Raw genomic sequence first — 24,532 nt, 5'->3', positions numbered from 1 at the left:
ACTGCGCAAGCAGCTACATTTTTAGTAGCATGGTGCTACGCTTTCAGTCATCCTCGGCTGCCGCAATGCCGGGGAATAGCACCTCGGTATAGCCAAACTGGGCAAAGTCCCGCACCCGCATGGGGTAGAGCTTGCCGATCAGGTGGTCGCACTCGTGCTGCACCACGCGCGCGTGGAAACCATCCACCGTGCGGTCGATAGCGTCGCCATACTGGTCAAACCCCGTGTAGCGGATATGCGCCCAGCGTGGCACCACGCCGCGCAGGCCCGGTACCGACAGGCAGCCCTCCCAGTCGCTTTCCTCGGCCTCGCCCAGTGGGGTGATCACCGGGTTGATTAGCACCGTGGGCGGCACGACGGGCCGGTCTGGGTAGCGCGGGTTGCGGTCATTGCTGCCAAAGATGACCAGCTGCAGGTCCACCCCAATCTGCGGCGCCGCCAGCCCGGCACCATTGACCGCCCGCATGGTGTCCAGCATGTCGGTGATCAGCAGATGCAGCGCGTCGGTGTCGAACTCGGTCACCGGTTGCGCCACGCGCAGCAGGCGCGGGTCGCCCATTTTGAGAATATCGCGGACGGTCATTTCAGCATCTCCAGCATGGCGGCCTCGTCCAGCACGGGCACACCCAATTCATTCGCTTTGTCCAGCTTGCTACCAGCCTCAGTGCCAGCGACCACATAGCTGGTCTTCTTGCTGACCGAACCTGCGACTTTGGCGCCGGCGGCTTCCAGCAGGTCTTTGGCCTGGTCGCGGCTCAAGGTGGGGAAGGTGCCCGTCAACACAAAGGTCTTGCCGGCCAGGGGCTTGGGCGCTTGCGCTGCGGGCTCGCCCTCTGCCCAGGTCACGCCGCAGGCGCGCAGCTGTTCCACCACTTCGCGGTTGTGTTCCTGCGCAAAAAAGGTGTGCAGGCTTTTGGCGACGATGGGGCCCACGTCGCTCACACCGGTCAGGGCTTCTTCGGAGGCATTCATGATGGCGTCCAAGGTGCCGAAGTGGCGCGCCAGCTCCTTGGCCGTAGCCTCGCCCACATGGCGAATCCCAAGACCAAACAGAAAGCGCGGCAGCGTGGTTTGCTTGGACTTTTTCAGCGCGGCAACGATGTTCTGTGCCGACTTCTCCGCTATGCGGTCCAGCGCGGCCAGGGTGCTGAGTCCCAGCTTGTAGAGGTCGGGCAGCGTGCGGATGGTGTTGCTCTCCACCAACTGGTCCACCAGTTTCTCGCCCAGACCTTCCACCTCCACCGCGCGGCGCTGGGCGTAGTGCAGGATGGCCTGCTTGCGCTGCGCCGGGCAAAACAGACCGCCGCTGCAGCGGTGGTTCATCTCGGTCTTTTCGCGCACCACATCGCTGCCGCAGATCGGGCATTGGCGGGGCATACGGAAGTTGGGTACGTAGCTGGCACGCGGACCCGCGCTCACAACACCCACCACTTCAGGAATCACATCACCCGCTCGGCGCACGATGGCGCTATCGCCCACGCGCACCCTCTTACGCCGCAGTTCAAACAGGTTGTGCAGCGTGGCGTTGGACACGGTGGTGCCACCCACAAACACCGGATCGAGCCGCGCCACGGGCGTGAGCTTGCCGGTGCGGCCCACTTGCACGTCAATACCCAGCACCTTGGTGATCTGTTCTTGCGCCGGGTATTTGTGCGCCACGGCCCAGCGCGGCTCGCGGGTCACAAAGCCCAGCTGTCGCTGCAACGCCAGGCTGTTGACCTTGTAGACCACACCGTCGATGTCATAGGGCAACTGGTCACGCGAGGCACCGATGCGTTGGTGATACGCTATTAATTCAGGAGCGCCTCGCGCAATGTCCACGAGGGCTGCAACCGGAAAACCCCATGATTTCAGGATTTGCAGCATGGCGTAGTGCGTGGCGAAGGCCGGGCCACCCTGCTCCGCTGCCGTCACCTCACCCAGGCCGTAGGCAAAAAAGCTCAGGGGCCTCTGGGCTGCAATGCCAGGGTCCAGCTGGCGCACGGCACCGGCGGCGGCATTGCGCGGGTTCACGAAGGTCTTTTCACCCTTCTCGCGCTGCTTCTCATTCATGGCCTCGAAATCGTCGCGGCGCATGTAGACCTCGCCACGCACTTCCAGCACCGCGGGCACGCCCTCAGGAAGACGTAAGGGGATTTGGCCAATCGTGCGGATATTCTGCGTGACGTCCTCGCCATACTCACCGTCGCCGCGCGTGGCGGCCTGCACCAGCACGCCCTGCTCGTAGCGCAAACTCATGGCCAGACCGTCGAACTTGAGTTCGGCCACGTACTCCACGGGTGCATCGGCCTCACCCAGGCCCAGCTCTTTGCGCACGCGGGCATCGAAGGCTTGGGCACCGGTGGATTCGGTATCGGTCTCGGTGCGGATGCTGAGCATGGGCACCACATGGCGCACGGTGGCAAAGGCGTCCAGCGGCTTGCCACCCACGCGTTGCGTGGGCGAGTCGGGCGTCACCCATTCAGGGTGCGCGGCCTCGATGGCCTGCAGCGCCTGGAACAGGCGGTCGTATTCGGCATCAGGAATCGAGGGCTCGTCCAGCACGTAGTACTGGTGTGCATGGAGGTGCAGTTGCGCGCGCAGCGCCTGTAATTGAGCGTAGTCCGGCGTGGCCGGCTCGGAAGAAAACAAGTCCAGCGTCGCCATACCTGACCCAAAAAAAGTTAGCTGAACAAACGCCGTGCCAGCGGCGATCCTGCGGCCAGGTCACGCTGCTCCAGCGTGTCGTACAGGGTTTGCAGCTCGGTGCCAATCACGTCCATGGTCTGCGCGGCCAGCGGCTGGCCGTTGTCGTCGGTCACCACGCCTTCCATGGCCTGGGCCAGGGCGGATGCGGCTTCACGCATGCGTTCAAACGGCTGCTCGGCACGGTCCACCTGGGCTACATCCAGGTGCAGGCTGATGTCGCGGATGGCGGATTGGGCAGGGTCTTCGGCCAGCGCGGCTTGGGAGTCAAAGCTCAGTACCAGCAGCGGCGGCAGGCCGTCAACCGAGCACGGCAGCACCAGGCGCCCGGGGATCACGCCGGGCACAAAACCCAGGCGCGCCGCGTTTTGCTGGATGTAGCCGGGGCTCCACGACGCGTTGCGGGCGCGGATGGTGAAGCCCAACTGCGCATCGTGCGCGCTGGCGAACTGGTCCAACTCACGGGCACGCGCCACCTCGTCCAGCATTTCTGGAAATTCGGGCGTGGCGTTGATGGCGTCGGCAAAGGCCTGCGTCTTCACCACGAACTCGGAATATTCAATCTCGTTGAGCGCGCCCGAGCGGTTGGCCAACTGCACACCAGCCTGGAAACCGCCGTAGCGTTGGCCAAGGCCGGGCGCTTCCCATACCAGGGTGATCAGGTTGTACCCCTCGACCGAGAACGGCTTGGTGCCAGCGCGGCGCGTACTGGGCAAGGCGGCCAAAGCGGCTTCGCCCGACACGGCAGTGACTGAAGGGTCCAACGCCACCGTAGCGATCACATCGATCAGCGAGTCCATCGCCGGGCGGCGCGGCGCTTGGGGCAGCGTGAACGCGGGCGTTTCCAGCGCACTGTCGGACAGCGTGGGTTCGCGGTCGGTGGTGGGCTGCGTGTCGTCGGTCGCGGGCTCTGGCTGGGCCTGGCGCGGCGCGTTGCGGCGCGAGGTCCAGGCGCTGTGCGCCACCACGCCGGCGAGCACCACGCCGCCTGCGATTGCCAGTCCGAGTTGTAAGTTGCTCATCGTTAGGTCTTGTGTGGGTTGCTGGCGCTCACGCCAGTTCAGCCAAGGTGACGGCAGACTCCATGTCCACGGCCACGATACGGGACACGCCCTGCTCCTGCATGGTCACGCCGATCAATTGCTCGGCCATTTCCATGGCGATCTTGTTGTGGCTGATGAACAAGAACTGCGTGCCCTTGCTCATGCTGGAGACCAGTTTGGCATAGCGTTCGGTGTTGGCATCATCCAGCGGCGCGTCCACCTCGTCCAGCAAGCAGAACGGTGCGGGGTTCAGTTGGAAGATGGCGAACACCAGCGCAATGGCCGTCAGCGCCTTTTCGCCACCGGACAGCAGGTGGATGGTCTGGTTCTTCTTGCCGGGTGGCTGGGCAATTACCTGCACACCCGAGTCCAAAATTTCGTCGCCCGTGATGACCAGGCGTGCATTGCCGCCACCAAACAGCTCGGGGAACATGCGACCAAAGTGCATATTCACCTGGTCAAAGGTGCCCGACAGCAGTTCGCGCGTTTCGGCGTCGATCTTGCGGATCGCGTCTTCCAGCGTGTTCATGGCCTGGGTCAGGTCCACGTTTTGTGCGTCGAGGAATTGCTTGCGTTCGCGTGCCGCGGCCAGCTCGTCCAGCGCAGCCAGGTTGACCGCACCCAGCGCGGCAATCTCGCGGTGCAGGCGGTCGATATCGCCCTGCATGCCAAACAGGCGCACATTGCCGTCCTTGATGCTTTGTTCGATGGCTTCCAGGTCGGCCTGGGCATCCACCAGCTGGGCTTCAAACTGCTCGAAGCCCAGGCGCGCGGCCTGCTCCTTGAGCTGGAATTCGGTGATGCGCTGGCGCAGCGGCTCCAGCTCGCGCTCCAGCTGCATGCGGCGCTCGTCGCTGGCGCGCAGCTTGGCGGTCAGGTCGTCGTATTCGCTGCGCTTGGCGCCCAGGGCCTGCTCGCGCTCCAGCTTCAGAGCCAGTGCGTTTTGCAAGCCAGCCTGGGCGGCCGCGTCGGTCAGGCGCGTCAGTTCTTCCTGCGCGCGCTGTTCTTCCGACAGAATATTCTGCGTTTGCTGCGCTGCAGTTTCGATAGCACGCGACAGTTCAGCGTTGCGGGCTTGCAGGCTGCGCTGGGCGAAAACCGCCTCTTGCGCCTGGCGCTCCAGCGTGCGCTGTTGCTCACGGCACTGCACCAGCTTGCGCTGGCCTTCGATCACGCGCTCTTCGAGCTGGGCATGGCGCTCCTGGCTGTCGGCCAGCTGCATGTCGAGCGACTCGAAACGGCCTTCGGCTTCCACGCGGCGCTCTTGCAGGTCGTCCAGCTGGGCTTCCACCTCGGCCATATCGGCTTCGATCTGCGCGCTGCGCGCCCGGGTTTGCTCCAGCAACTGGGACAGGCGCAGTGTCTCCACTTGCAGCTCGTGCGCACGGCTTTGGGTTTCTGCGGCCTCGCGGCGCACGCCCACCAGGCGCTGGGCGCTCTCGGCGTAGGCGCTCTCGGCGCGGCTCAGCGCCACGCGGGATTCATCAGCAATCAGCTGCTGGGCACGCAGCTGCTTTTCCAGGTTTTCAATTTCCTGCGCGCGGGCCAGCAGGCCAGCCTGCTCACTGTCCTGCGCATAAAAACTCACACCGTGTGCTGTGACCACATGGCCGGACTTCACATAAATACTTTCGCCGGCCTGCAGCTTGTCGCGCTGGGCCAGGGCATCTTCAAAGCTGCTGGCGGTGTAGCAGCCTTGCAACCAATCGGTCAGCACGGCCTTTTGGCCGACATCATTCACCCGCAGCAAGTCTGACAAGCGCGGAAACGCTGCGCTGCGCTCGGGCGCGGCTGCCAGCGGTGGGCTGTAGAACGCGAGCTTGGCGGGCGGTGCATCCACCGCAAAGGCACGCAGCATTTCCAGCCGCGACACTTCCAGCGCGCCCATGCGTTCACGCAATGCGCCTTCCAGTGCGTTTTCCCAGCCCTGTTCGATATGGATGCGGGTCCACAGGCCCTGCAAATGGTCCAGCCCATGTTTGGCCAGCCAGGGCTGCAGCTTGCCGTCGGTCTTGACCTTCTCTTGCAAGGCCTTCAGCGCTTCCAGCCGGGCCGAGAAATCTGCCTGCTTGGCCGATTCGTCGTTCACGGTTTGCTGCTGGGTGCGGCGGGCTTCGTCCAGTTGGGGCACGGATTCCTGCAGCTCATGCAGGCGGGCCTCGGCGATCTGGTTGGTTTCCTGCGCAGCTTCCAGCTGCTCCTGCAGGCTGATCAGGCGGGCTTCGTCCGGGGCGGACAGTGCGTTGCGGTCCGTCATCAGGCGGTCGCGGCGGGTGTTCAACTGACGGCTTTGCTCTTCGATACTTCGTTGTTCGGCGGCCAGCACCTGGATCTGCTGCTGCACCTGGACCACACTACCGCGCTGGTCGTTGGCCGCGTTTTGCGCCTTGGCCACGGCCTCTTCCATGTCGGGCAGTTGCATGGCCTGCTCTTCCACTTGGGCGGCCAGCAGCTCGGTTTGTTCTTCGCCCAAGGCGGCCAGCTCGGCCAGGCGTTCGATTTCGGCCTGCGCATCGTCGCGGCGCACGGCCCATTCGGCGATTTGGTCTTTCAGCGTCACCAGGCGCTGCTCCACGCGCTGGCGGCCTTCCACCACAAAGCGGATTTCAGCTTCCAGGCGGCCCACATCGGTGCTGGCCTCGTACAACAGGCCCTGGGCCTGGTTCACCTGGTCACCAGCGGCATAGTGAGCCTGGCGCACGGTTTCCAGGTCGGCTTCGATATGGCGCAGATCGGCCATGCGCGATTCCAGCGCGTTGACGGCACCCAAGCCTTCGGACTGCACCTTGGCCTGATCGGCCAGCGCCTCGGCGCGCTTCAGGAACCACTGCTGGTGCTGTTTCTGCGTGACTTCGGCCTGCAGCGCGTTGTACTTCTGCGCTACCTCGGCCTGTTTTTCCAGCTTGTCGAGGTTGGCGTTGAGTTCGCGCAGGATGTCTTCCACGCGGGTCAGGTTCTCACGCGTGTCTGACAAGCGGTTCTCGGTCTCGCGGCGGCGTTCTTTGTATTTGGAAACGCCCGCGGCCTCTTCGAGGAACAGGCGCAGCTCTTCGGGCTTGGACTCGATGATGCGGGAAATCGTGCCCTGGCCAATGATGGCGTAGGCACGTGGGCCCAGGCCGGTGCCCAGAAACACGTCCTGCACGTCGCGGCGGCGCACGGGCTGGTTGTTGATGAAGTAGCTGGACCCACCATCGCGCGTCAGCACGCGCTTGACCGCGATTTCACCAAACTGGCCCCACTGGCCACCGGCGCGGTGGTCCGCGTTGTCAAACACCAGTTCCACGCTGGCGCGGCTGGCCGGCTTGCGGCTCGTGGTGCCGTTGAAGATCACGTCCTGCATGGACTCACCACGCAACTCGCTGGCCTTGCTCTCACCCAGCACCCAGCGCACCGCATCCATGATGTTGGATTTGCCGCAGCCGTTGGGGCCGACCACGCCCACCAGTTGCCCCGGCAACAGGAAGTTGGTGGGCTCCGCAAAGGACTTGAAGCCGGATAACTTGATGGAATTGAGGCGCACGGATCGGTGGTATCTGCTCTAAGCAGTTGATTTCATTGGATTAATCAGCCAGCGGTGACTGACGAATGGCCCCCGATGATACTGTGTAGCAGGTGCTGTATCCGCTACGCAGCGCTGGGCAAACGTTACAGCCTGAAAACCACCGCCACGCCAACCCGCTGTAGGGCGCGTTATGCCCGGATGCGCCGGGGACTCAGGGGATAATGCCGCCCCATGAACCCGAATTTGTCGCGCCTGCAAGCCTACCCCTTTGAACGCCTGCGCCAGCTGTTCTCCACCATCACCCCCAACCCTGCCTATCGGCCCATCAGCTTGGGCATTGGCGAGCCCCGCCACCCTACGCCCGATCTGATCAAAGACGCCTACTGCGACGCCATCCGCAGCGCCGACGGCGGCCTGTCGGCCTACCCCGCCACCACAGGCGATGCCAAGCTGCGAAATTCCATGGTGCGCTGGCTGGAGCGCCGCTACGGCCTTCAGCTGGACGCCGCCACCCAGGTGCTGCCCATCAACGGCTCGCGTGAGGCGCTGTTTGCCTTTGCCCAGACGGTGGTGAACCCCGAGAAGGCCGACGCGCGCGGTCCCGTGCAGGTGGTGTGCCCGAATCCGTTCTACCAAATCTACGAAGGCGCGGCCCTGCTCTGCGGTGCCCAGCCTTACTTCGTGGCGTCCGACCCGGCGCGCAACTTTGCGCAGGACTGGGACAGCGTGCCGGCCGACGTGTGGGCCCGTACCCAGCTGCTGTATGTCTGCTCCCCCGGCAACCCGGCTGGCGCGGTGATGCCACTGTCCGAATGGGCCAAGCTGTTCGCGCTGAGCGACCAATATGGCTTTGTGATCGCCTCCGACGAGTGCTACAGCGAGATTTACTTCCGCGATGAGCCGCCTCTGGGCGGCCTGGAGGCTGCCGCCAAGCTGGGCCGCAGCGACTTCAAGAACCTGTTGTCCTTCACCAGCCTGTCCAAGCGCAGCAATGTTCCGGGCATGCGCAGCGGCTTTTGCGCGGGCGACGCCAAGCTCATCAAGCAGTTTTTGCTGTACCGCACCTACCACGGCAGCGCCATGAGCATGGTGGTGCAAACTGCCAGCGCAGCGGCTTGGGATGACGAGGCCCACGTGGTGGAAAACCGTGCGCAGTACCGCGACAAGTTTACCCAGGTGACCCCCATGCTGGCCGAGGTAATGGACGTGGCCCTGCCCGATGCGGGCTTTTATTTGTGGGCCAAGGTCGAGGGCAGCGACACGGATTTCGCGCGCGACCTGCTCGCTCTTTACAATGTGACGGTCTTGCCCGGAAGCTACCTGGCCCGCGAGGCCCATGGCAGCAACCCTGGCGCGCAGCGCATCCGCATGGCGCTGGTGGCCGAAGCCGCAGAGTGCGTGGAAGCCGCGCAGCGCATCGTCCAGTTTGTGAAATCCCGAGTTTCCTGAGTCTTTCAACCACTTTTCCCTTCTCAAAAGCCCTATGAGCCAACAACTGCAAACCGTTATCGAAGCCGCGTGGGAAGACCGCGCCAACATCTCCGTCGCTTCCGCTCCCGCTGAAGTGCGCGATGCCGTGGAGCATGTGCTGAACGAACTCGACGCTGGCCGCCTGCGTGTAGCAACGCGCGAAGCCGTGGGCCAGTGGACCACCCACCAGTGGATCAAGAAGGCCGTACTGCTGAGCTTCCGCCTCAAAGACAACGCTATCGTGCAATCTGGCGATCTGGGCTTTTACGACAAGGTGGGCACCAAGTTCTCCGGCATGTCCGAAGCCGACCTCAAGGCCAGCGGTGTGCGCGTAGTGCCACCCGCCGTGGCGCGCCGCGGCAGCTTCCAGGGCAAGGGCGTGATCTTGATGCCTTCCTACTGCAACATCGGCTCCTATGTGGACGAAGGCACCATGGTCGACACCTGGGCCACCGTGGGCTCCTGCGCGCAGATCGGCAAGCATGTGCACCTGTCCGGCGGCGTGGGCATTGGCGGCGTGCTGGAACCCATGCAGGCCGGCCCCACCATCATTGAAGACAACTGCTTCATCGGCGCCCGCTCCGAAGTGGTCGAAGGCGTGATCGTGGAAGAAAATTCGGTGATCTCCATGGGCGTGTACATCGGCCAAAGTACCCCCATTTACGACCGTGCCACCGACACCGTGACCTACGGCCGCATCCCCTCCGGCTCCGTGGTCATCAGCGGCAGCCTGCCCAAGAATGACGGCAAATACAGCCTGTACGCGGCCATCATCGTCAAGCGTGTGGACGCCCAGACGCGCTCCAAGACATCGCTCAATGACCTCTTGCGTGATTGAGCGCGATTAAACCCATAGACCTGTTCTGAGAGGTACGCCATGGCCACCACCACGCCCCAACCATCGGGAACGATGGAGCGCATTCTTCGCCTCATGGGTGACAAGAAGGCGTCGGATGTGTACTTGTCCGCGCACGCCCCTGCGCTGATCAAGATCAATGGCCAGTGCGTACCCATCAACAGCCAGGTACTGCCGGCCGACGCGCCCAAGAACCTGCTGGCCGAGGTGCTTTCGCCCGAACAGATGGCCCTGCTGGACGTCGAAGGGGAGCTGAACGTGGGCTTTCCGATGGCGGGGGTGGGCCGCTTCCGCGTCAGCGCCATGCGCCAGCGGGGGTCCATCGCCGCCGTGATCCGCTACATCGCGGTGGACATTCCTACCCTGGCGAACCTGCAGCTGCCACCGATTCTGGGCGACCTGATCATGGAAAAGCGTGGCCTGCTACTGATGGTGGGTGCGACCGGAGCGGGCAAGAGCACCACGCTGGCGTCCATGATGGACTACCGCAACGAAAACGTCTCGGGCCACATCCTGACCATCGAAGACCCGGTGGAGTTTTTGTTCAAGAACAAGAAATCCATCGTCAACCAGCGCGAAATCGGTACCGACACGCAAAACCTGCAAGTGGCGCTGAAAAACGCACTGCGCCAGGCGCCTGACGTGATCCTGATTGGTGAGATCCGCGACCGTGAAACCATGTCGGCAGCCATTGCCTACGCGCAGTCGGGCCACCTGTGCCTGGCCACCATGCACGCCAACAACAGCTACCAGGCGCTGAACCGGATTCTGAGCTTCTACCCTGTGGAAGTGCGACAGACCATGCTGGGCGACCTGTCCGCGGCCCTGCGCGCCGTGGTGTCGCAGCGCCTGCTGCGCACAACTTCGGGCATGCGCACGCCGGCCGCCGAGGTACTGCTGAACACCAAGCTGATTGCCGAGCTGATTGAAAAAGGTGACTTCTCGGGGGTGAAGGAAGCCATGGAAAAGTCCATGGCCGAGGGCTCGCAAACCTTCGAGCACGACATCGCCCGCCTGATTGTGGAAGGCGTGGTCGAACGCAAAGAGGGCCTGTCCCACGCCGACTCGCCCACCAACCTGTTGTGGCGCCTGCAAAACGATTTCAGCAAAGCCGCCAAGCCGGCCGCTGCGGTGGAAGAGGAAGAAGAAGCCTCGTTCACCGAAATTACCCTGGACGTGAAGCACTGATGACAACAACACTGCAGCTCACCGAGCAGCTGCTTTCCATGGCGTCGGTCACCCCGCTGGATGGCGGCTGCCAAGCCCTGATTGCCCAACGCCTGGCCCCTCTGGGCTTTGTCTGCGAGACCATAGCAAGCGGCCCGGCCGACTTCCGTGTCACCAATTTGTGGGCAAAACGGGCTGCAGCCCCCGTCAATACTGCGCCAGCGGCTAGCAAAATCGTAGCAAAAACTTTGGTGTTTGCCGGCCACACTGACGTGGTGCCTACCGGCCCGCTGGAGCAATGGGACAGTGCGCCCTTTGTGCCCACCCACCGCGACGGCAAGCTGTTTGCCCGCGGCGCCAGCGATATGAAAACCTCGCTGGCGGCGTTTGTGGTGGCCATCGAAGAGTTTTTGGCCACCAACCCCGACCCGCAGCTCAACATCGCCCTGCTGCTGACCAGCGATGAGGAAGGCCCCGCCAATGACGGCACCGTGGTGGTCTGCAACACGTTGAAGGCGCGTGGCGAAGTGCTGGACTACTGCATCGTGGGTGAGCCCACCTCGGTGGAACGCACCGGCGACATGATCAAGAACGGTCGGCGCGGCACCATGAGCGGCAAGCTCACGGTCAAGGGCGTGCAGGGCCACATTGCCTACCCGCACCTGGCCAAAAACCCCATCCACCTGGCCGCGCCTGCGCTGGCCGAGCTGGTGGGCATCGAGTGGGACCGTGGCAACGACTTCTTCCCGCCCACCACCTGGCAAGTCAGCAATATGCACGGCGGCACCGGCGCCAGCAATGTGATTCCGGGTCATGTGGTGATCGATTTCAACTTCCGCTTCTCCACCGAGTCCACGCCCGAGTCGCTGCAAAAGCGCCTGGCCAGCGTGCTGGAAAAGCATGAACTGGAATACGACCTGGCCTGGACCGTGGGCGGCCTGCCCTTCCTCACCACACCGGGCACTCTGGTGGACGCAGTGCGCGACGCCATACGCTCAGAGACCGGCATTGAGACGCAGCTGTCCACCACCGGCGGCACCAGCGACGGGCGCTTTATCGCCCAGGTCTGCCCCCAGGTGATTGAACTGGGCCCGCCCAACGCCACCATCCACAAGATCAACGAGTTTGTGGCGGTGGCGGATATCGAGCCGCTGAAGAACATCTACCGCCAGGTGCTGGTCAACCTGAACCGTCAGGCGCAGGCATGACCTTGGCAGAACTGGTGGCCCAGGCCACCCAGCAGCTCACCGACGCCAAGGTCTCCTTTGGCCACGGCACCACCAATGCGCGTGACGAAGCCACCTGGCTGGTGCTTCACGCGTTGGGCCTGCCGCTGGATACACCGTTGGACGCCGGCGATATAGAGTCAAATCGGCCTGTAGCCCCCGAGGAATATGCGCGAGCAGCTACGCTTTTAGGAGCGCGCATCAGTACCCGCAAGCCAGCGGCCTACCTGACGAACGAGGCCTGGTTGCAAGGCGTGCCGTTTTATGTGGACGAGCGCGTCATCGTGCCGCGCTCGCTGATTGCCGAGCTGCTGGTGGATGGCAGCATCGATTACTGGCTGAAGGAAAGCACCCACCGTGTGCTGGACCTGTGTACCGGCAACGGCAGTCTGGGCATTCTGGCAGCCATGGTCTATCCGGAAGTGGAAGTTACTGGTGCCGACATTTCGGCCGATGCGCTGGCCGTGGCCCGCATCAACGTGGACAAACACAGCCTGCAGGAACGTGTGCGACTCGTCGAGTCTGACGGCTTGGCCGCCCTGCCTGGCCCGTTTGATTTGATTCTCTGCAACCCACCGTATGTGAACGCGCAGAGCATGGCCGCCTTGCCCGCTGAGTACAAGGCGGAGCCCTTTATCGCGCTGGACGGCAACCAGTCTGGCGGTAGCGGCGATGGCATGGACTTTGTGCGCACCCTGCTGCAGCAAGCTCCGTTGCACATGGCGCCCGAGGGTGTGCTGGTGCTCGAAATCGGCAATGAACGCGACTTCTTTGAAGCCGCCTTTCCTGCGCTGGAAGTGGTCTGGCTGGAAACCAGTGCGGGTGAAGAGCAGGTGTTGTTGGTGACCAAGGAGGCTTTGTTGCTTTAACCCCGAGGCTCCGTGCTGAGCCCGCAACAGGCCAGGGGTAGGGAGCTACGTTCGTGTCCCCCGGCCTACGGCCTCCTCCTTGACCTCACTGCGCCCCCTCCCCCTAACCTGCTGCTACGAATTTTTTCCTAGAGCGCCAGGATGCATCGCTGGGGATGGTGGCCCACTGCGAACCCAAAGTGTTCGCCCGCGAGATGCGCCGTAGAACGGAGCCCCCCGTCTACCAGCCCTCGCCAACCCCCAGGCCTGAAAACCCTGAATGAATTAATAGCTGAGTCCCCGAAATGATTACCTTAAAAAATGTCACCCTGCGCCGTAGCGCCAAGGTGCTCCTCGAAAGTGCTTCCGTTACCCTGAACCCTGGCGAAAAGGTCGGCCTGGTGGGGCGCAACGGTGCTGGCAAGTCCTCATTGTTTGCGCTGCTCAACGGCAACCTGCACGAAGACGCCGGTGAGTACTACATTCCCACCCAATGGCGCATGGGCCAGGTGGCCCAGGACATGCCTGAGACCGACCAGGGTGCGACCGACTTTGTGGTGGAAGGCGACACCCAGTTGGGTGCCGCGCGCGCCGAAGTGGCGGCTGCGGAGGCTACCGATGACTACGACCGCATGGCCCACGCCTACACCGCCCTGCAGGATGCGGGTGAATACGACGCCGCTGCCCGCGCCCAGGCGCTGATTCTGGGCTTGGGCTTCAAGACCACCGAGCTGGACAAACCCGTCAACAGCTTCTCGGGTGGCTGGCGCATGCGCCTGCAACTGGCGCGCGCGCTGATGTGCCCCAGTGACTTGCTGCTGCTGGACGAACCCACCAACCACTTGGACTTGGACGCTTTGGTCTGGCTGGAAGCCTGGCTCAAGAAATACGAAGGCACCATGGTCGTCATCAGCCACGACCGCGAGTTTTTGGATGCTGTGACCAACGTAACGCTGCACATCGACGCGGGCAAGCTGGTGCGCTACGGCGGCAACTACAGCAAGTTCGAGGATCTGCGTTCGGAGCAGATGGCGCTGCAGCAAACCGCTTTTTCCAAACAGCAAGACAAGATCGCCCACCTGCAAAAGTTCATTGCCCGCTTCAAGGCCAAGGCCAGCAAGGCCAAGCAGGCACAAAGCCGGGTCAAGGCGCTGGACCGCATGGAGAAGATCGCGCCGCTGCTCAGCGAGGCGGACTTCACATTTGAGTTCAAAGAACCTGCCAACCTGCCCAACCCCATGTTGTCCATGAGCGGTGTGAGCTTCGGCTACCCACCACCCGAAGATGCCCCCAAAGGCACACCGCCCACCACGATCGTGCACAACGTCAGCAAATCGGTGCTGGCCGGGCAGCGCATCGGCATCCTGGGCGCCAACGGTCAGGGTAAATCGACTCTGGTAAAAACCGTGGCGCGCGATTTGCAACCCTTGGGTGGCGACGTGACAGAGGGCAAGGGCCTGAACATCGGCTACTTCGCGCAGCAAGAGTTGGACGTGCTGCGGCCCGACGAGTCGCCGCTGGAGCACATGATCCGCCTGGTGCGGGAGATGACGGCCGCCGGCAAAATTGCGGGCCAGCAAACACGCGAGCAGGACCTGCGCAGCTTCCTGGGCACCTTCAACTTTGGCGGTGACATGGTCAAACAGGCCGTGGGCAGCATGAGCGGTGGCGAAAAGGCTCGCCTGGTGCTGTGCATGATCGTCTGGCAGCGCCCCAACCTCTTGCTGCTGGATGAGCCTACCAACCACTTGGACTTGGCAACCCGTGAAGCGCTGGCCATGGCGCTCAACGAGTTCGAAGGCACTGTGATGCTGGTGAGCCACGACCGTGCGCTCTTACGCTCGGTGTGCGATGAGTTCTGGATGGTGTCACGCGGCGGCGTGGAGCCGTTTGATGGCGACTTGGACGACTACCAGCGCTACCTGCTGGACGAGGCCAAACGCCAACGCGAACTGGCCAAGGAAGAAGCCAAGTCAGAGGCCATCAAACCCGTTGCCGTGGCCCCGGTTGTGATCGTCAAGACTGGGCCTGCACCCGAAGCCCTGCGCAAGTTGAAGAAGGAAATTGCCCAGGTAGAAGAGCGCATGGCTGCGCTAAACACCGAAGGCGCGGAGCTCGAAAGCAAGCTCTCCACCAACCCGCACCCGTCCGTCATTGCCGAAACTGGCAAACGCCTGAAGGCCGTGAATGGTGAGCTGCAAACCTTGGAAGAACAGTGGCTGGCGCTGACCACACAGATGGAGGGCTGAGGCCCTTTTCCCCATCAAAAGGGCAAGGAAAAAGCCCACTGTTTTGCAACAGTGGGCTTTTAGATTCCACAATGAAGTGGTGGGAACTGAGAGATTCGAACTCTCGACCTACGGATTAAGAGTCCGCTGCTCTACCAGCTGAGCTAAATTCCCTTAAATCGTCAAAACCTTGGTGGGACCAGCGGGGGTCGAACCCACGACAAACGGATTAAAAGTCCGCTGCTCTACCAACTGAGCTATGGTCCCTACGAAAACCTGCAACTCAGTTACATGTCCCGCGAAGCCTCAAATTATAGCGTGTTTTGTAGTGCCATTAGAGGACGCGCGCGATATTTTATCAATCATCCACCCTGCAGCGCACATACCAAAGGTGGCAGTTACCGTCACCAGTGATCCATAGCCATGACAGTTCAGCGAGCCATCGGATTGCACGTCGCACGAGGCATCTGGCGCAGCCACCGCTTCCTTGCTGAACACGCAGGCCACATGGATCTTTTTGCCATTCTTGGGTGCGCCATGTTCCTTGCGCAGGCGGTAGCGCAGTTGCGCCAGCAAGGGGTCATGCGTCACTTCACTGAGGTCAGCAATGTCCACCGCGTGCGCATGCCGTTTGCCGCCTGCGGCACCCACGGAAATAAAAGGCGTTTTGGTCTTACGGGCCCACGCGGCCATCGCGGCCTTGGCACGCACTTGGTCGCAGGCGTCCACCACACCATCGATGCCTGACGCAACCAGAGATAGCCAACTGTCAGGCTCCACAAAGGCGTCCACACCGGTGACTTCACATGCGGGGTTGATCAGGGCAATGCGCTGGCGCATGGCCTCAATCTTGGCCATGCCCACGGTGTTGGTTAGCGCGTGGAGTTGGCGGTTGATGTTGGACTCGGAAATGTGATCCATATCCACCAAGGTAATACGCCCTACCCCGCTGCGCGCCAGCGCCTCCGCGGTCCAAGAGCCCACCCCACCTATACCCACCACCATGATGTGCGCATTCCGCACGCGGCGCGCCGGATCAGCCCCCAACAGACGGTCCAGACCAGAAAAACGCCGGACCAAATCAGCGCCATCTGGCAAGTCAGGAGTCTCGGCGGGCATCTACCAGCAATTATTTGAAGCGCGCCAAGCGGTCTTTGCCCGCCGCAGCAGCTTCAGTGCCAGGATGGCCGGACACCAGCTCTTCCAAAGTCTTGCGGGCTGCCTTGGTGTCTTTCATTTCAAACTGGCAATTGGCAATTGCCAGCAAGGCTTCTGGAACACGGATGTGGTCAGGAGCCTGCTGCACCAGCATGCGGAAATTGGCCAGCGCTTCTTTGTAGTCCTTGGTGGCGTACTGCGCATTGCCCAACCAGAACAGAGCCGAGGGACGGTAACCACTCTGGCCATAGCGGTTCACAAAATCAACGAACGCCACTTGGGCAGCGCTGAATTCACCTTTGCGAAAGATCGCCAAGGCGGCATCAAAGTCACGCTTTTCAGCGGGCTCCGCCAGAAACTCGCGGCCATCGGCTGTCACACGCGTGGGTTCCAATTTGCGCAAGCGGTCTTCCAGGGTTTGCCCAGAGTCCTTTTGTTTGCGCTGGACTTCAGACAAATCGCGGGCCATCTGTTCGTCTTGCCCGCGCAGCTTGGCAATCTCGGCCCGGCTGGCTTCTAGTTGGTTTTGCAAGTCTGCCAGGCTACGGCGCAGCTGCGCGGCCTCCTCGGTTGCGCGGCGACTTTCCTCCGCCAACTTCTGCTCAGACTCCTGACGCAAGGTGTCTATCCTCTGCCGCAGATCCAGAATCGCTCGGCGCGCCTCTTCGTCATCGAAAAGACCCGCAAAGGCGGTGCCCAATGTCAGCAGCAGCAATGCCGATGCCGTGGCATTGCGAGCGCATTTCAAGGCGGAGAAGGCCATCAGTCTGCTCAGCGGTAGCTGATTTCAGCGCGGCGGTTTTTCTCCATCGCCGCTTCTGTGTTACCCAGGGCGGCAGGCTTTTCTTTGCCAAAGCTCACCGCCTCCAGTTGGCTGTCTGCTACGCCCTGCAAAACCAGCGCCTTGCGCACGGCTTCAGCACGCTTTTGACCTAGCGCCAGGTTGTATTCACGACCACCGCGCTCGTCGGTATGGCCCTCCAAGGTCACCTTGCGGGACTTGTCGGCCTTGATGAACTTGGCATGGGCCTCGATCACGGACTGGAACTCGGAGCGGATGACGAAGCTGTCGTAATCGAAATATACGGTACGCGTCGTGGACTTCATGAAGGCATCACGCTGCTGATCCGCGGTCAAGTCATTGCTCTTTACATCCCTATTAGAGACGTTGCCAGTGCCAGCTTGACCATCGGTAGTCCCACCAACAACGGGAGTGCCCTTGCGATCCTCGACTTTCGTGTCATCCAATTTGACAGCCGAGCCACAGGCACTCAGAACCAACGCCACTGTCATTGCCAAAAAAATCCGCTTCATTCCATACTCCTTGTTTAAATCTGATTACTTTTGCACCGGGCCCCAATCGGGCTCCCGGATATCACCACTTTGGCCAGCCAGACGGGCCTTGATTTTTCCGTCCAGTGTAGTGGTCATCAAGGCTTCACGCCCCTGCTGCAAAGTTGCATAAATCACCAAACGGCTGTTGGGTGAAAAGCTGGGATTTTCATCGGCGCTGGTGTCCGTAATCGCATTGGCGGTGCCACTGGCCAGATCCATGATGTGTAGCTTGAACGCGCCGCTAACGCGAGACACATAGGCCAGCCACTTGCCATCCGGACTAACAGCCGGGGAAATGTTGTAGGTGCCATTGAAGGTGACACGCTCCGGGTTTCCACCACTGATGGGCATACGGTAAATCTGCGGTGAACCGCCACGGTCGCTGACAAAGTAAATGGTTTTCCCGTCCGCAGTAAACACAGGCTCTGTATCGATGGCGGTGGACTGCGCAAGGCGCTTGGGTTCTCCACCGTTGGCATCCATCAAATAAATCTGCGAACCGCCATCGCGACTCAGCGTCAACGCCAAGGTACGGCCATCGGGTGACCAGGCGGGTGCGCTATTGGAGCCTTTGAAGTTGGCCACCAGGCGGCGGCGCCCCGTTCCTACGTCATGCACATAGACCACCGGCTTGCGGGACTCAAATGACACATAGGCCAGTTGGTTGCCATTGGGAGCCCACGAAGGGGAAATCACGGGCTCCAGGCTGTTGAGAGCACTTTGGGGATTCTCACCATCTGCGTCGGCCACCCAGAGATTGAACGATGTGCCCGCCTTGGTGACGTACGCAATGCGCGTGGAAAAAATGCCCTTGTCACCGGTTAGCTTTTCGTAGACAAAGTCGGCCACCCGGTGGGCTGCCAAGCGCAAATCGCCTGCTGCCACGGCGTGGCTCTGACCACCGAGATCCTGATTACGCACAGTGTCCCAGACCCGAAAGCGAACATCGTAGCGACCATCAACCAGCCGGGTTACGCTGCCAGCCACCAGAGCGTCAGCCCCTTTTTGACGCCACTGCACCACGTCAGGCCGGGACGCCTCGTCCCAAGCACCGGCCACGTTATCGGTACCGCGGAACTGACCGCTGCGCTCCAGATCAGCCATCACAATGGAGGCCAACTTTTGAGGTGCGGCGTCTTCACCACGAAACGCGGGTATGGCGATGGGCAACTGTGTCAGGCCCACACCAGATACTTCTACGCGAAATTGAGCAGAGGCCTGCAGGCTGAAAAAACCAACAATCAGTGACAGAAAAAATTTATGCATCGTGTTCCGATTATCCCCAACTGCGAATGACGGTATTGCTGGCTGCAAGACTTTCTTGGTAACCAACAGTTGCGCGCACCTGTCCCGTCTTTTGACGCTCACGTACCTTGTCGGCATTTACGCCCTGCCGACCCCGGTCTGACTCTGGATGCCACAAGTGGTACACCTCTGTCGCACAAAAGCCGTTTTTGCGAGTCAGGCCCGCATTGTGAAGCCGCAGCACAAAGTCTGCATCCTCATGCCCCCAGCCCACAAAGGTTTCATCAAAACCGTTGACAGCCTCGTAGTCTGTGCGCCACACCGCCATGTTGCAACTGCGAATGCCCTTCCAAACAAACTTGGTTTGCCGTCGAAGTCCCAAATCAGGTAGGCGCAATGCACCTGTTAGCTTGCTCGCATCTCCTGCCCAACGCCGGGCCAGCCAGTAGCCGAAGGCATGCCCCACGGGTACCTCATGGTTGAACAGCAGGCTATTGGTAAAGGAAGGGCTCAACAACACCCGGCTACCATTGATAAAGCATCCCATTTGCTGAAGATTGCGGTGACGGGCAATGAAATCCACCTCTGGCACGCAGTCACCATCCAGCAGCACGAGATAGGCCCCTTTAGAGGCTGCGACGCCCAGGTTGCGCACCTGGGCTGCCGTAAAGCCCACGTCCGGGTGCCATACATGGGTTACCGGAAACTGCGCGGACTCCGCAGCGTCGGCAATTGCGACCACATGCTCGCGCGTTGAGCCATCGTCGGCAATCACCACTTCGAACCGACGATCAGTCTGGCCAGCCAGGCCTGCAAACACCAGCGACAGTGCGTCACTTCGGTTGTAGGTGGTGATCACCACTGAAATCAATTCGGAGAATGGCATTTTGGAATAAACTAGGCCGCCTTCGCGGAGAGTGTCGAGAGGCACTTTCAACCCGCTTTGTGAGCGGGATTTTGAACGAAAGTTCAACACACAACAGAATGTTATCACCCCGCATGCCCCTGATTTCCGTTTACATCATTGCCTACAACGAGGCGGAAAAAGTGCGCGCAGCAATTGAAAGCGTGCGCTGGGCAGATGAGATTGTGGTGGTGGACTCCTGGAGTACGGACGGAACCGCTGAACTGGCGACGCAGCTGGGAGCTAAGGTAGTGCAGGTGGAGTTCAAGGGTTTTGGTGACTTACGCAACCAAGCAATTGCGGCCTGTGTACACCCTTGGATCTTCAGCCTTGATGCAGATGAGCGGTGCACCCCTGCGGCGGCGCAAGAAATTCGCGCTCTGACACAAAGCAACGATGCGCTGGATGCCTACTGGACGCCACGCCGCAATTTCTTCATGGGCCGCTGGATCCGGCATTCGGGTTGGTACCCCAATTACCGCCAACCCCAGCTGTTTCGTAAGGGTGCCATGGCCTATGACCAGAAGCCGGTGCACGAAGGTTATGTGTTGAACTCGACCAAACCCATTGGTCACATGCAGACAGCGATTTGGCAGTTTCCCTTTAAAAACATGGCCGAAGTCATGCACAAGGCGAATCGCTACTCCTCACTGGGTGCTGAAAAGATCAAACATAAGAAAATTTCCATGTGGTCGGCCTTGCTCCATGCAAAGTGGGCTTTCTGGAAACACTATCTTTTCAAACTGGGATTCTTAGATGGATGGGCTGGTGTTGTGATCGCGTTGGGAAATTTCGAGGGAACTTTTTATCGCTATGTGAAGGCGTTGGAGATACAAAAAGGCGAGGCTTGGCGCTCGCCCACCAAGCCTTCATTGCCCCAGCATGACTAAAGCAGACCGCGCGCTGTACCTGCGACTGGTGGGCTTTCTGCGCCCATACTGGAAGGCCTTCTCCATTGCAGTGGTTTGCATGGTGTGCACGGCGTCAACTGAGCCGGTCTTTCCAGCCATCATGAAGCATCTGCTCGACAGTGGTTTCCGTACTACCGACTCGCGCATGGTGTGGGTGATCCCAGTGAGTATCGTGTTTCTGTTTCTGGCGCGTGGAGTGCTGTCCTTCGTGACAAATTACCTCATGACTTGGGTCTCAACGCGATTGGTCGTCGACCTTCGGCGCGCGATGTTCGACAAGCTGGTGGGTGCGCCGACGCAAATCTTCCATACCCAACCCGCCTCGCAATGGATTGCTCGCCTGCTCTATGACGTGGACAACATTAACCAGGCCGCCACCAATGTGTTGGTCACGGCGGTGCGTGAATCCTTGACTGCCGTAGCTCTGCTGTCCTATCTGGTCTACCTGGACTGGAGGCTGACCTTGATCACGCTGACTGTGGGGCCGGTAATTGCTGTTCTGATCCAGAGTTTTGGTCGCCGCATACGCAAGGCCAGCAAGGCCAGCCTGGAGTCGTTGCGTGCCGTAGCCCACACCGTGGAAGAAACTACCGCAGCCGACAAGGTCATCAAGATCTATGGCGGCCAGGCGCAGCAGAAAGAGCGTTTCCACGCCGTCACCGAAAGCTTTCGCCGCAGCATGATGAAAGAGGCCGTACCCGCCTCGGCCCTGACACCCATCACGCACATGACGGCATCCATCGCCATTGCCTTCATCATCTACATGGCCTTGAGCCGCACCATGGGGCAGGCCGGAGACACTGCCGGCGGCTTTGTTTCCTTCATCACCGCCCTGCTGTTGCTAATTTCACCGATCAAGCAACTCACAACCATAAGTCCTGTCCTGCAGCGTGGCTTGGCCGCCTGCGAAAGCGTCTTTGGTGTGCTGGATGCACCGGTGGAAGCCGATACGGGCCAAGCCAGGTTGCCAGAGTGCAAGGGCGAAATCCGCTTCGAAAACGTAACCTTCCGCTACCCCGGAAGCGACAAGCTGGCACTGGACAAGATCAACCTCCATGTACAACCCGGCCAGACCATCGCCCTGGTAGGCGCATCTGGCGGGGGGAAAAGCACTCTGGCCGCACTGATTCCACGCTTTTACACACCGGACTCAGGTCGCATCACTGTGGATGGTGTCGACATCGCCACACTGGCGCTGACCAACCTGCGTGAGCACATCGCATTGGTCAGTCAGGACATCGTTCTGCTCAATGACAGCATTCGCGCGAATATTGCCTTCGGCCAGTCGCGCAGTGCCGACGACACCAAAGTGCAGGAAGCGGCCATTGCTGCCCATGCTTGGGAATTCATTTCCCAACTGCCGCAGGGTCTGGATACGCTATCAGGAGAGAACGGAGCCACGCTGTCGGGTGGCCAGCGCCAACGTATTGCGATTGCGCGCGCTTTACTCAAGGATGCGCCCATCCTGATCCTCGATGAAGCCACCTCGGCCCTAGATACAGAGTCAGAGCGCGTGGTACAGGATGCACTGGCCGCTCTCATGCGCAACCGCACCACCCTTGTCATCGCACACCGGCTCAGCACCATTGAGCGCGCCGACTTGATCGTAGTGTTGGATCAGGGCCGCATCGTGGAAACTGGCGATCATGCGTCCCTGCTCCAGCTCAATGGCTATTACGCCAACTTGCGTAGACTGCAAACATGAAGATACCTATTTTAATGTACCACCAGATTGACGAACCGCCGCCGCGTGGGACACCTCTGCGTGGGCTCATTGTTGCTCCTCGTTCCTTTGCATTGCAAATGCGAATCTTGCGCATTTTGGGATATCGAGGTTTGTCTATGCGCGATTTGGAGCCCTATTTACTAGGTGAGCGGCAAGAAAAGGTAGTGGGCATTACTTTTGATGATGGCTACCAAAATAATGCAACAAATGCGCTCCCAGTTTTAAAGAATAATGGTTTTACAGCAACATGCTACGGGGTAAGTAGCTTGATAGGCGGAACGAATGCCTGGGACAAAGGCAAAGTGGCAGAAAAACCGCTGATGACATTACGGGACTGGATGCGCTGGTTAGACGCGGGAATGGATGTGGGCTCACACACGCAGACACATGCAGACCTCAATGAACTGTCGCACAGTGCTGCCAAATTGCAGATTCAGGAATCCAAAAGTAAATTGGAACAGGCATTGGGATGTGAAGTTCGCCACTTCTGTTATCCCTATGGCAGATACACCCTGCAACACACGGAAATGGTTAAGAGTGCGGGATACGTCACTGCAACGACCACCCGTCGTGGCCGCGCGGCACCTGGGGATAGTTTTCTAGAGTTGAAACGTATCATGATTGCAAGGGCTACCAATCCTTTTACATTTGGATTGAAGATCGGTACAAATTATGAAGATAAACGGAACTGACCCATGGATGGCTACCGAGACAAACCATCGAACTATTTCACGCATGCACGAACTGACATTTTCGATGCACTGCCTCCTGCCACTTCAACCCCATTAAAAGCACTCGAAATTGGGTGTGCAGAAGGCTTTACTTTAGATTGGCTTAAAAAAACCGGGGTGTGTGATTGGGTGGCTGGAGTCGAACCTTATGCTGCCATTAACGCTGAGGTGAGGTCGATTGATCATTTCGAAAAGATAGATATTGAAGTACAAATGCCCAATCTTCCCAAAGAATCGGTGGATTTAATATTGTGTTTGGATGTACTTGAACATTTGCGTGATCCTTGGGGAGTACTGTTGAGTTTGGACAGTTTTTTAAAACATGGCGGACATTGGATTATCAGTGTCCCCAACGTTCGAAATTACCGTGTTGTGATGAATTTGCTATTTAAGGGGAACTTTGAATACAAAGATGCCGGCATTATGGATCGCACCCATCTACGATTTTTTACACGAAAAACGCTGCTCAATATGGTTCAAGCCACAGGCGCACATATTGATCAGGTGGTAGACCCAGAAACCAAACGTGGACAAAAGAAAATTCTTGAAAAATTAGGTATGGGTGAGTTGCTCGCCAAGCAATGGCTTCTGTCTGCTACTAAACCTTAGTGAAACGTGCATCCTCTCTCCTTATACTGCAAAAGCTATCGCACAGATTTATTTCGAACAATCCGTCTTGCGCGATCTATTGAGCTTTTTAATAGCGAAAAAATTCCTTTTTTTGTATCGGTTCCAAATAGTGATGCGCAACTGTTTAGAGATCATCTTGAGGAATTCAATGTCCAAGTACTTGAGGATAAAGCCATACTATCCAGTACCAGCTATGGAGCCAGCGCAGCATTAGATAGTTTACCAGGCCATATCACACAACAAATAGTTAAATCAGAATATTGGCGCTTGAATATATCGAGTTCCTATGTATGTCTTGATTCTGATGCTATTTTCATTCGTCCTTTCGGAATAAAAGATTTTCTTTGGCAGCAAAATGTGCCATATACCGTTATTGATGAAGCGCAAGAGCATTTGGAGGCTTGCTTAACGTCTCGCAAAGATGCAATATTCAATAACTTTCAGCTTGAAGCGAAAACCGTCCAAACATTATTGGGCCGGCATGGACGCACATACGCATTTGGTCCATTTCCACTCGTTTGGCACAGAGATGTCTGGGAAAGTTTGGAGCAAAGATATTTGATACCCCAAGGCATGAATCTAATGGAGGCCATACAAAAATCCCCTTTGGAGTCCAGATGGTATGGTGAGGCGCTGCTCAAATTTCAAGCGATTCCGCTTGTCCCTTGCCAACCTCTCTTCAAGGTTTATCATTACGCTTGGCAATTGGATCGCAGTTCCGCCACGAAGGAACAGCTTGCAAAGATATATTGTGGAGTGATCTATCAATCGTCTTGGGAACGAGATATGGATTGGCCGCGGGAAGGCGGTCCCTGGACTTCCCGGCTCGCGCGTCGACTACGCCGTCGTTTGGGGAGAGTCTGA

General features: G+C 59.6%; 20 protein-coding genes and 2 tRNA genes. 11 read left to right on the top strand and 11 right to left on the bottom strand.

Annotation, left to right across the window (positions count from 1 at the left end; genetic code table 11):
- Window positions 1-43: 43 nt before the first annotated feature.
- From def to smc, 4 genes are read right to left on the bottom strand one after another with little or no spacing between them, the layout of a single operon-like run.
- Window positions 44-583, bottom strand: coding sequence for a peptide deformylase (gene def / locus AC1DZ5_RS08495; RefSeq protein WP_477888011.1), 540 nt, complete (start codon window positions 581-583; stop codon window positions 44-46).
- The gene (gene ligA, locus AC1DZ5_RS08490) at window positions 580-2,646 is read right to left on the bottom strand and encodes an NAD-dependent DNA ligase LigA (RefSeq protein WP_477888009.1); all 2,067 of its coding nucleotides are present in this window, start codon (window positions 2,644-2,646) and stop codon (window positions 580-582) included. The genes def and ligA overlap by 4 nt, the downstream gene beginning before the upstream one ends.
- Window positions 2,647-2,663: 17 nt before the next feature.
- Window positions 2,664-3,707: a cell division protein ZipA C-terminal FtsZ-binding domain-containing protein gene (locus AC1DZ5_RS08485; RefSeq protein WP_477888007.1), complete on the bottom strand. Its 1,044-nt coding sequence runs from the start codon at window positions 3,705-3,707 to the stop codon at window positions 2,664-2,666.
- A gap of 28 nt (window positions 3,708-3,735) precedes the next feature.
- The gene (gene smc, locus AC1DZ5_RS08480) at window positions 3,736-7,251 is read right to left on the bottom strand and encodes a chromosome segregation protein SMC (RefSeq protein ID WP_477888005.1); all 3,516 of its coding nucleotides are present in this window, start codon (window positions 7,249-7,251) and stop codon (window positions 3,736-3,738) included.
- Window positions 7,252-7,464: 213 nt separating this feature from the next.
- On the opposite strand from smc, the gene dapC reads away from it, so the two are divergent.
- The 6 genes from dapC to AC1DZ5_RS08450 all read left to right on the top strand — a co-directional run bounded on the left by dapC (window position 7,465) and on the right by AC1DZ5_RS08450 (window position 15,049).
- On the top strand, window positions 7,465-8,682 hold the full coding sequence (gene dapC / locus AC1DZ5_RS08475; RefSeq protein ID WP_477888003.1) for a succinyldiaminopimelate transaminase: 1,218 nt from the start codon (window positions 7,465-7,467) through the stop codon (window positions 8,680-8,682).
- A gap of 34 nt (window positions 8,683-8,716) precedes the next feature.
- Window positions 8,717-9,541, top strand: coding sequence for a 2,3,4,5-tetrahydropyridine-2,6-dicarboxylate N-succinyltransferase (gene dapD, locus AC1DZ5_RS08470; protein WP_477888001.1), 825 nt, complete (start codon window positions 8,717-8,719; stop codon window positions 9,539-9,541).
- Window positions 9,542-9,580: 39 nt separating this feature from the next.
- Window positions 9,581-10,747: a PilT/PilU family type 4a pilus ATPase gene (locus AC1DZ5_RS08465; RefSeq protein WP_477887999.1), complete on the top strand. Its 1,167-nt coding sequence runs from the start codon at window positions 9,581-9,583 to the stop codon at window positions 10,745-10,747.
- A complete protein-coding gene (gene dapE / locus AC1DZ5_RS08460; protein ID WP_477887997.1) occupies window positions 10,747-11,934 on the top strand; it encodes a succinyl-diaminopimelate desuccinylase in 1,188 nt (395 codons plus the stop codon). The genes AC1DZ5_RS08465 and dapE overlap by 1 nt, the downstream gene beginning before the upstream one ends.
- Window positions 11,931-12,821 carry a 50S ribosomal protein L3 N(5)-glutamine methyltransferase gene (gene prmB, locus AC1DZ5_RS08455; protein ID WP_477887995.1) on the top strand — a complete coding sequence of 297 codons (891 nt, stop codon included), beginning with the start codon at window positions 11,931-11,933 and terminating at the stop codon, window positions 12,819-12,821. The genes dapE and prmB overlap by 4 nt, the downstream gene beginning before the upstream one ends.
- Window positions 12,822-13,105: 284 nt before the next feature.
- Window positions 13,106-15,049, top strand: coding sequence for an ABC-F family ATP-binding cassette domain-containing protein (locus AC1DZ5_RS08450; RefSeq protein ID WP_477887993.1), 1,944 nt, complete (start codon window positions 13,106-13,108; stop codon window positions 15,047-15,049).
- Window positions 15,050-15,126: 77 nt separating this feature from the next.
- On the opposite strand, the gene AC1DZ5_RS08445 is transcribed toward AC1DZ5_RS08450, so the two are convergent.
- The 7 genes from AC1DZ5_RS08445 to AC1DZ5_RS08415 form a co-directional block, all read right to left on the bottom strand.
- Window positions 15,127-15,202: transfer RNA gene (locus AC1DZ5_RS08445), tRNA-Lys, on the bottom strand.
- A 17-nt stretch (window positions 15,203-15,219) separates the two neighbouring features.
- A tRNA-Lys gene (locus AC1DZ5_RS08440) sits at window positions 15,220-15,295 on the bottom strand.
- 39 nt (window positions 15,296-15,334) lie between these two features.
- Complete coding sequence (locus tag AC1DZ5_RS08435; RefSeq protein WP_477887991.1) at window positions 15,335-16,147, bottom strand: tRNA threonylcarbamoyladenosine dehydratase; 813 nt, start codon at window positions 16,145-16,147, stop codon at window positions 15,335-15,337.
- Between the two features lie 10 nt (window positions 16,148-16,157).
- Entirely contained in the window at window positions 16,158-16,949 is a 792-nt protein-coding gene (ybgF, locus tag AC1DZ5_RS08430) for a tol-pal system protein YbgF (RefSeq protein ID WP_477887989.1), read from the bottom strand.
- Window positions 16,950-16,957: 8 nt separating this feature from the next.
- On the bottom strand, window positions 16,958-17,500 hold the full coding sequence (gene pal / locus AC1DZ5_RS08425) for a peptidoglycan-associated lipoprotein Pal (protein ID WP_477887987.1): 543 nt from the start codon (window positions 17,498-17,500) through the stop codon (window positions 16,958-16,960).
- A gap of 24 nt (window positions 17,501-17,524) precedes the next feature.
- Window positions 17,525-18,787, bottom strand: coding sequence for a Tol-Pal system beta propeller repeat protein TolB (gene tolB, locus AC1DZ5_RS08420; protein ID WP_477887985.1), 1,263 nt, complete (start codon window positions 18,785-18,787; stop codon window positions 17,525-17,527).
- Between the two features lie 10 nt (window positions 18,788-18,797).
- Window positions 18,798-19,697 (bottom strand): glycosyltransferase family 2 protein, encoded by a 900-nt coding sequence (locus tag AC1DZ5_RS08415; protein WP_477888341.1) that lies wholly within the window; start codon window positions 19,695-19,697, stop codon window positions 18,798-18,800.
- A gap of 68 nt (window positions 19,698-19,765) precedes the next feature.
- Between AC1DZ5_RS08415 and AC1DZ5_RS08410 the strand changes: the two genes are divergently transcribed.
- The 5 genes from AC1DZ5_RS08410 to AC1DZ5_RS08390 are packed head-to-tail and all read left to right on the top strand — an operon-like array spanning window position 19,766 to window position 24,532.
- Window positions 19,766-20,560, top strand: coding sequence for a glycosyltransferase family 2 protein (locus tag AC1DZ5_RS08410; protein ID WP_477887983.1), 795 nt, complete (start codon window positions 19,766-19,768; stop codon window positions 20,558-20,560).
- Window positions 20,553-22,286 carry a lipid A export permease/ATP-binding protein MsbA gene (gene msbA / locus AC1DZ5_RS08405; RefSeq protein WP_477887981.1) on the top strand — a complete coding sequence of 578 codons (1,734 nt, stop codon included), beginning with the start codon at window positions 20,553-20,555 and terminating at the stop codon, window positions 22,284-22,286. Before AC1DZ5_RS08410 ends, msbA begins: the two co-directional genes overlap by 8 nt.
- Window positions 22,283-22,999 carry a polysaccharide deacetylase family protein gene (locus AC1DZ5_RS08400; RefSeq protein WP_477887979.1) on the top strand — a complete coding sequence of 239 codons (717 nt, stop codon included), beginning with the start codon at window positions 22,283-22,285 and terminating at the stop codon, window positions 22,997-22,999. The genes msbA and AC1DZ5_RS08400 overlap by 4 nt, the downstream gene beginning before the upstream one ends.
- Window positions 23,000-23,002: 3 nt before the next feature.
- Window positions 23,003-23,647: a class I SAM-dependent methyltransferase gene (locus tag AC1DZ5_RS08395; RefSeq protein WP_477887977.1), complete on the top strand. Its 645-nt coding sequence runs from the start codon at window positions 23,003-23,005 to the stop codon at window positions 23,645-23,647.
- A gap of 6 nt (window positions 23,648-23,653) precedes the next feature.
- Window positions 23,654-24,532: a DUF6492 family protein gene (locus AC1DZ5_RS08390; protein ID WP_477887974.1), complete on the top strand. Its 879-nt coding sequence runs from the start codon at window positions 23,654-23,656 to the stop codon at window positions 24,530-24,532.

It is taken from the genome of Rhodoferax sp. P1_F3, from assembly GCF_056405715.1.
The sequence above is the reverse complement of the archived record's forward strand: the minus strand, read 5'-3'. Positions and strand labels throughout refer to the sequence as shown.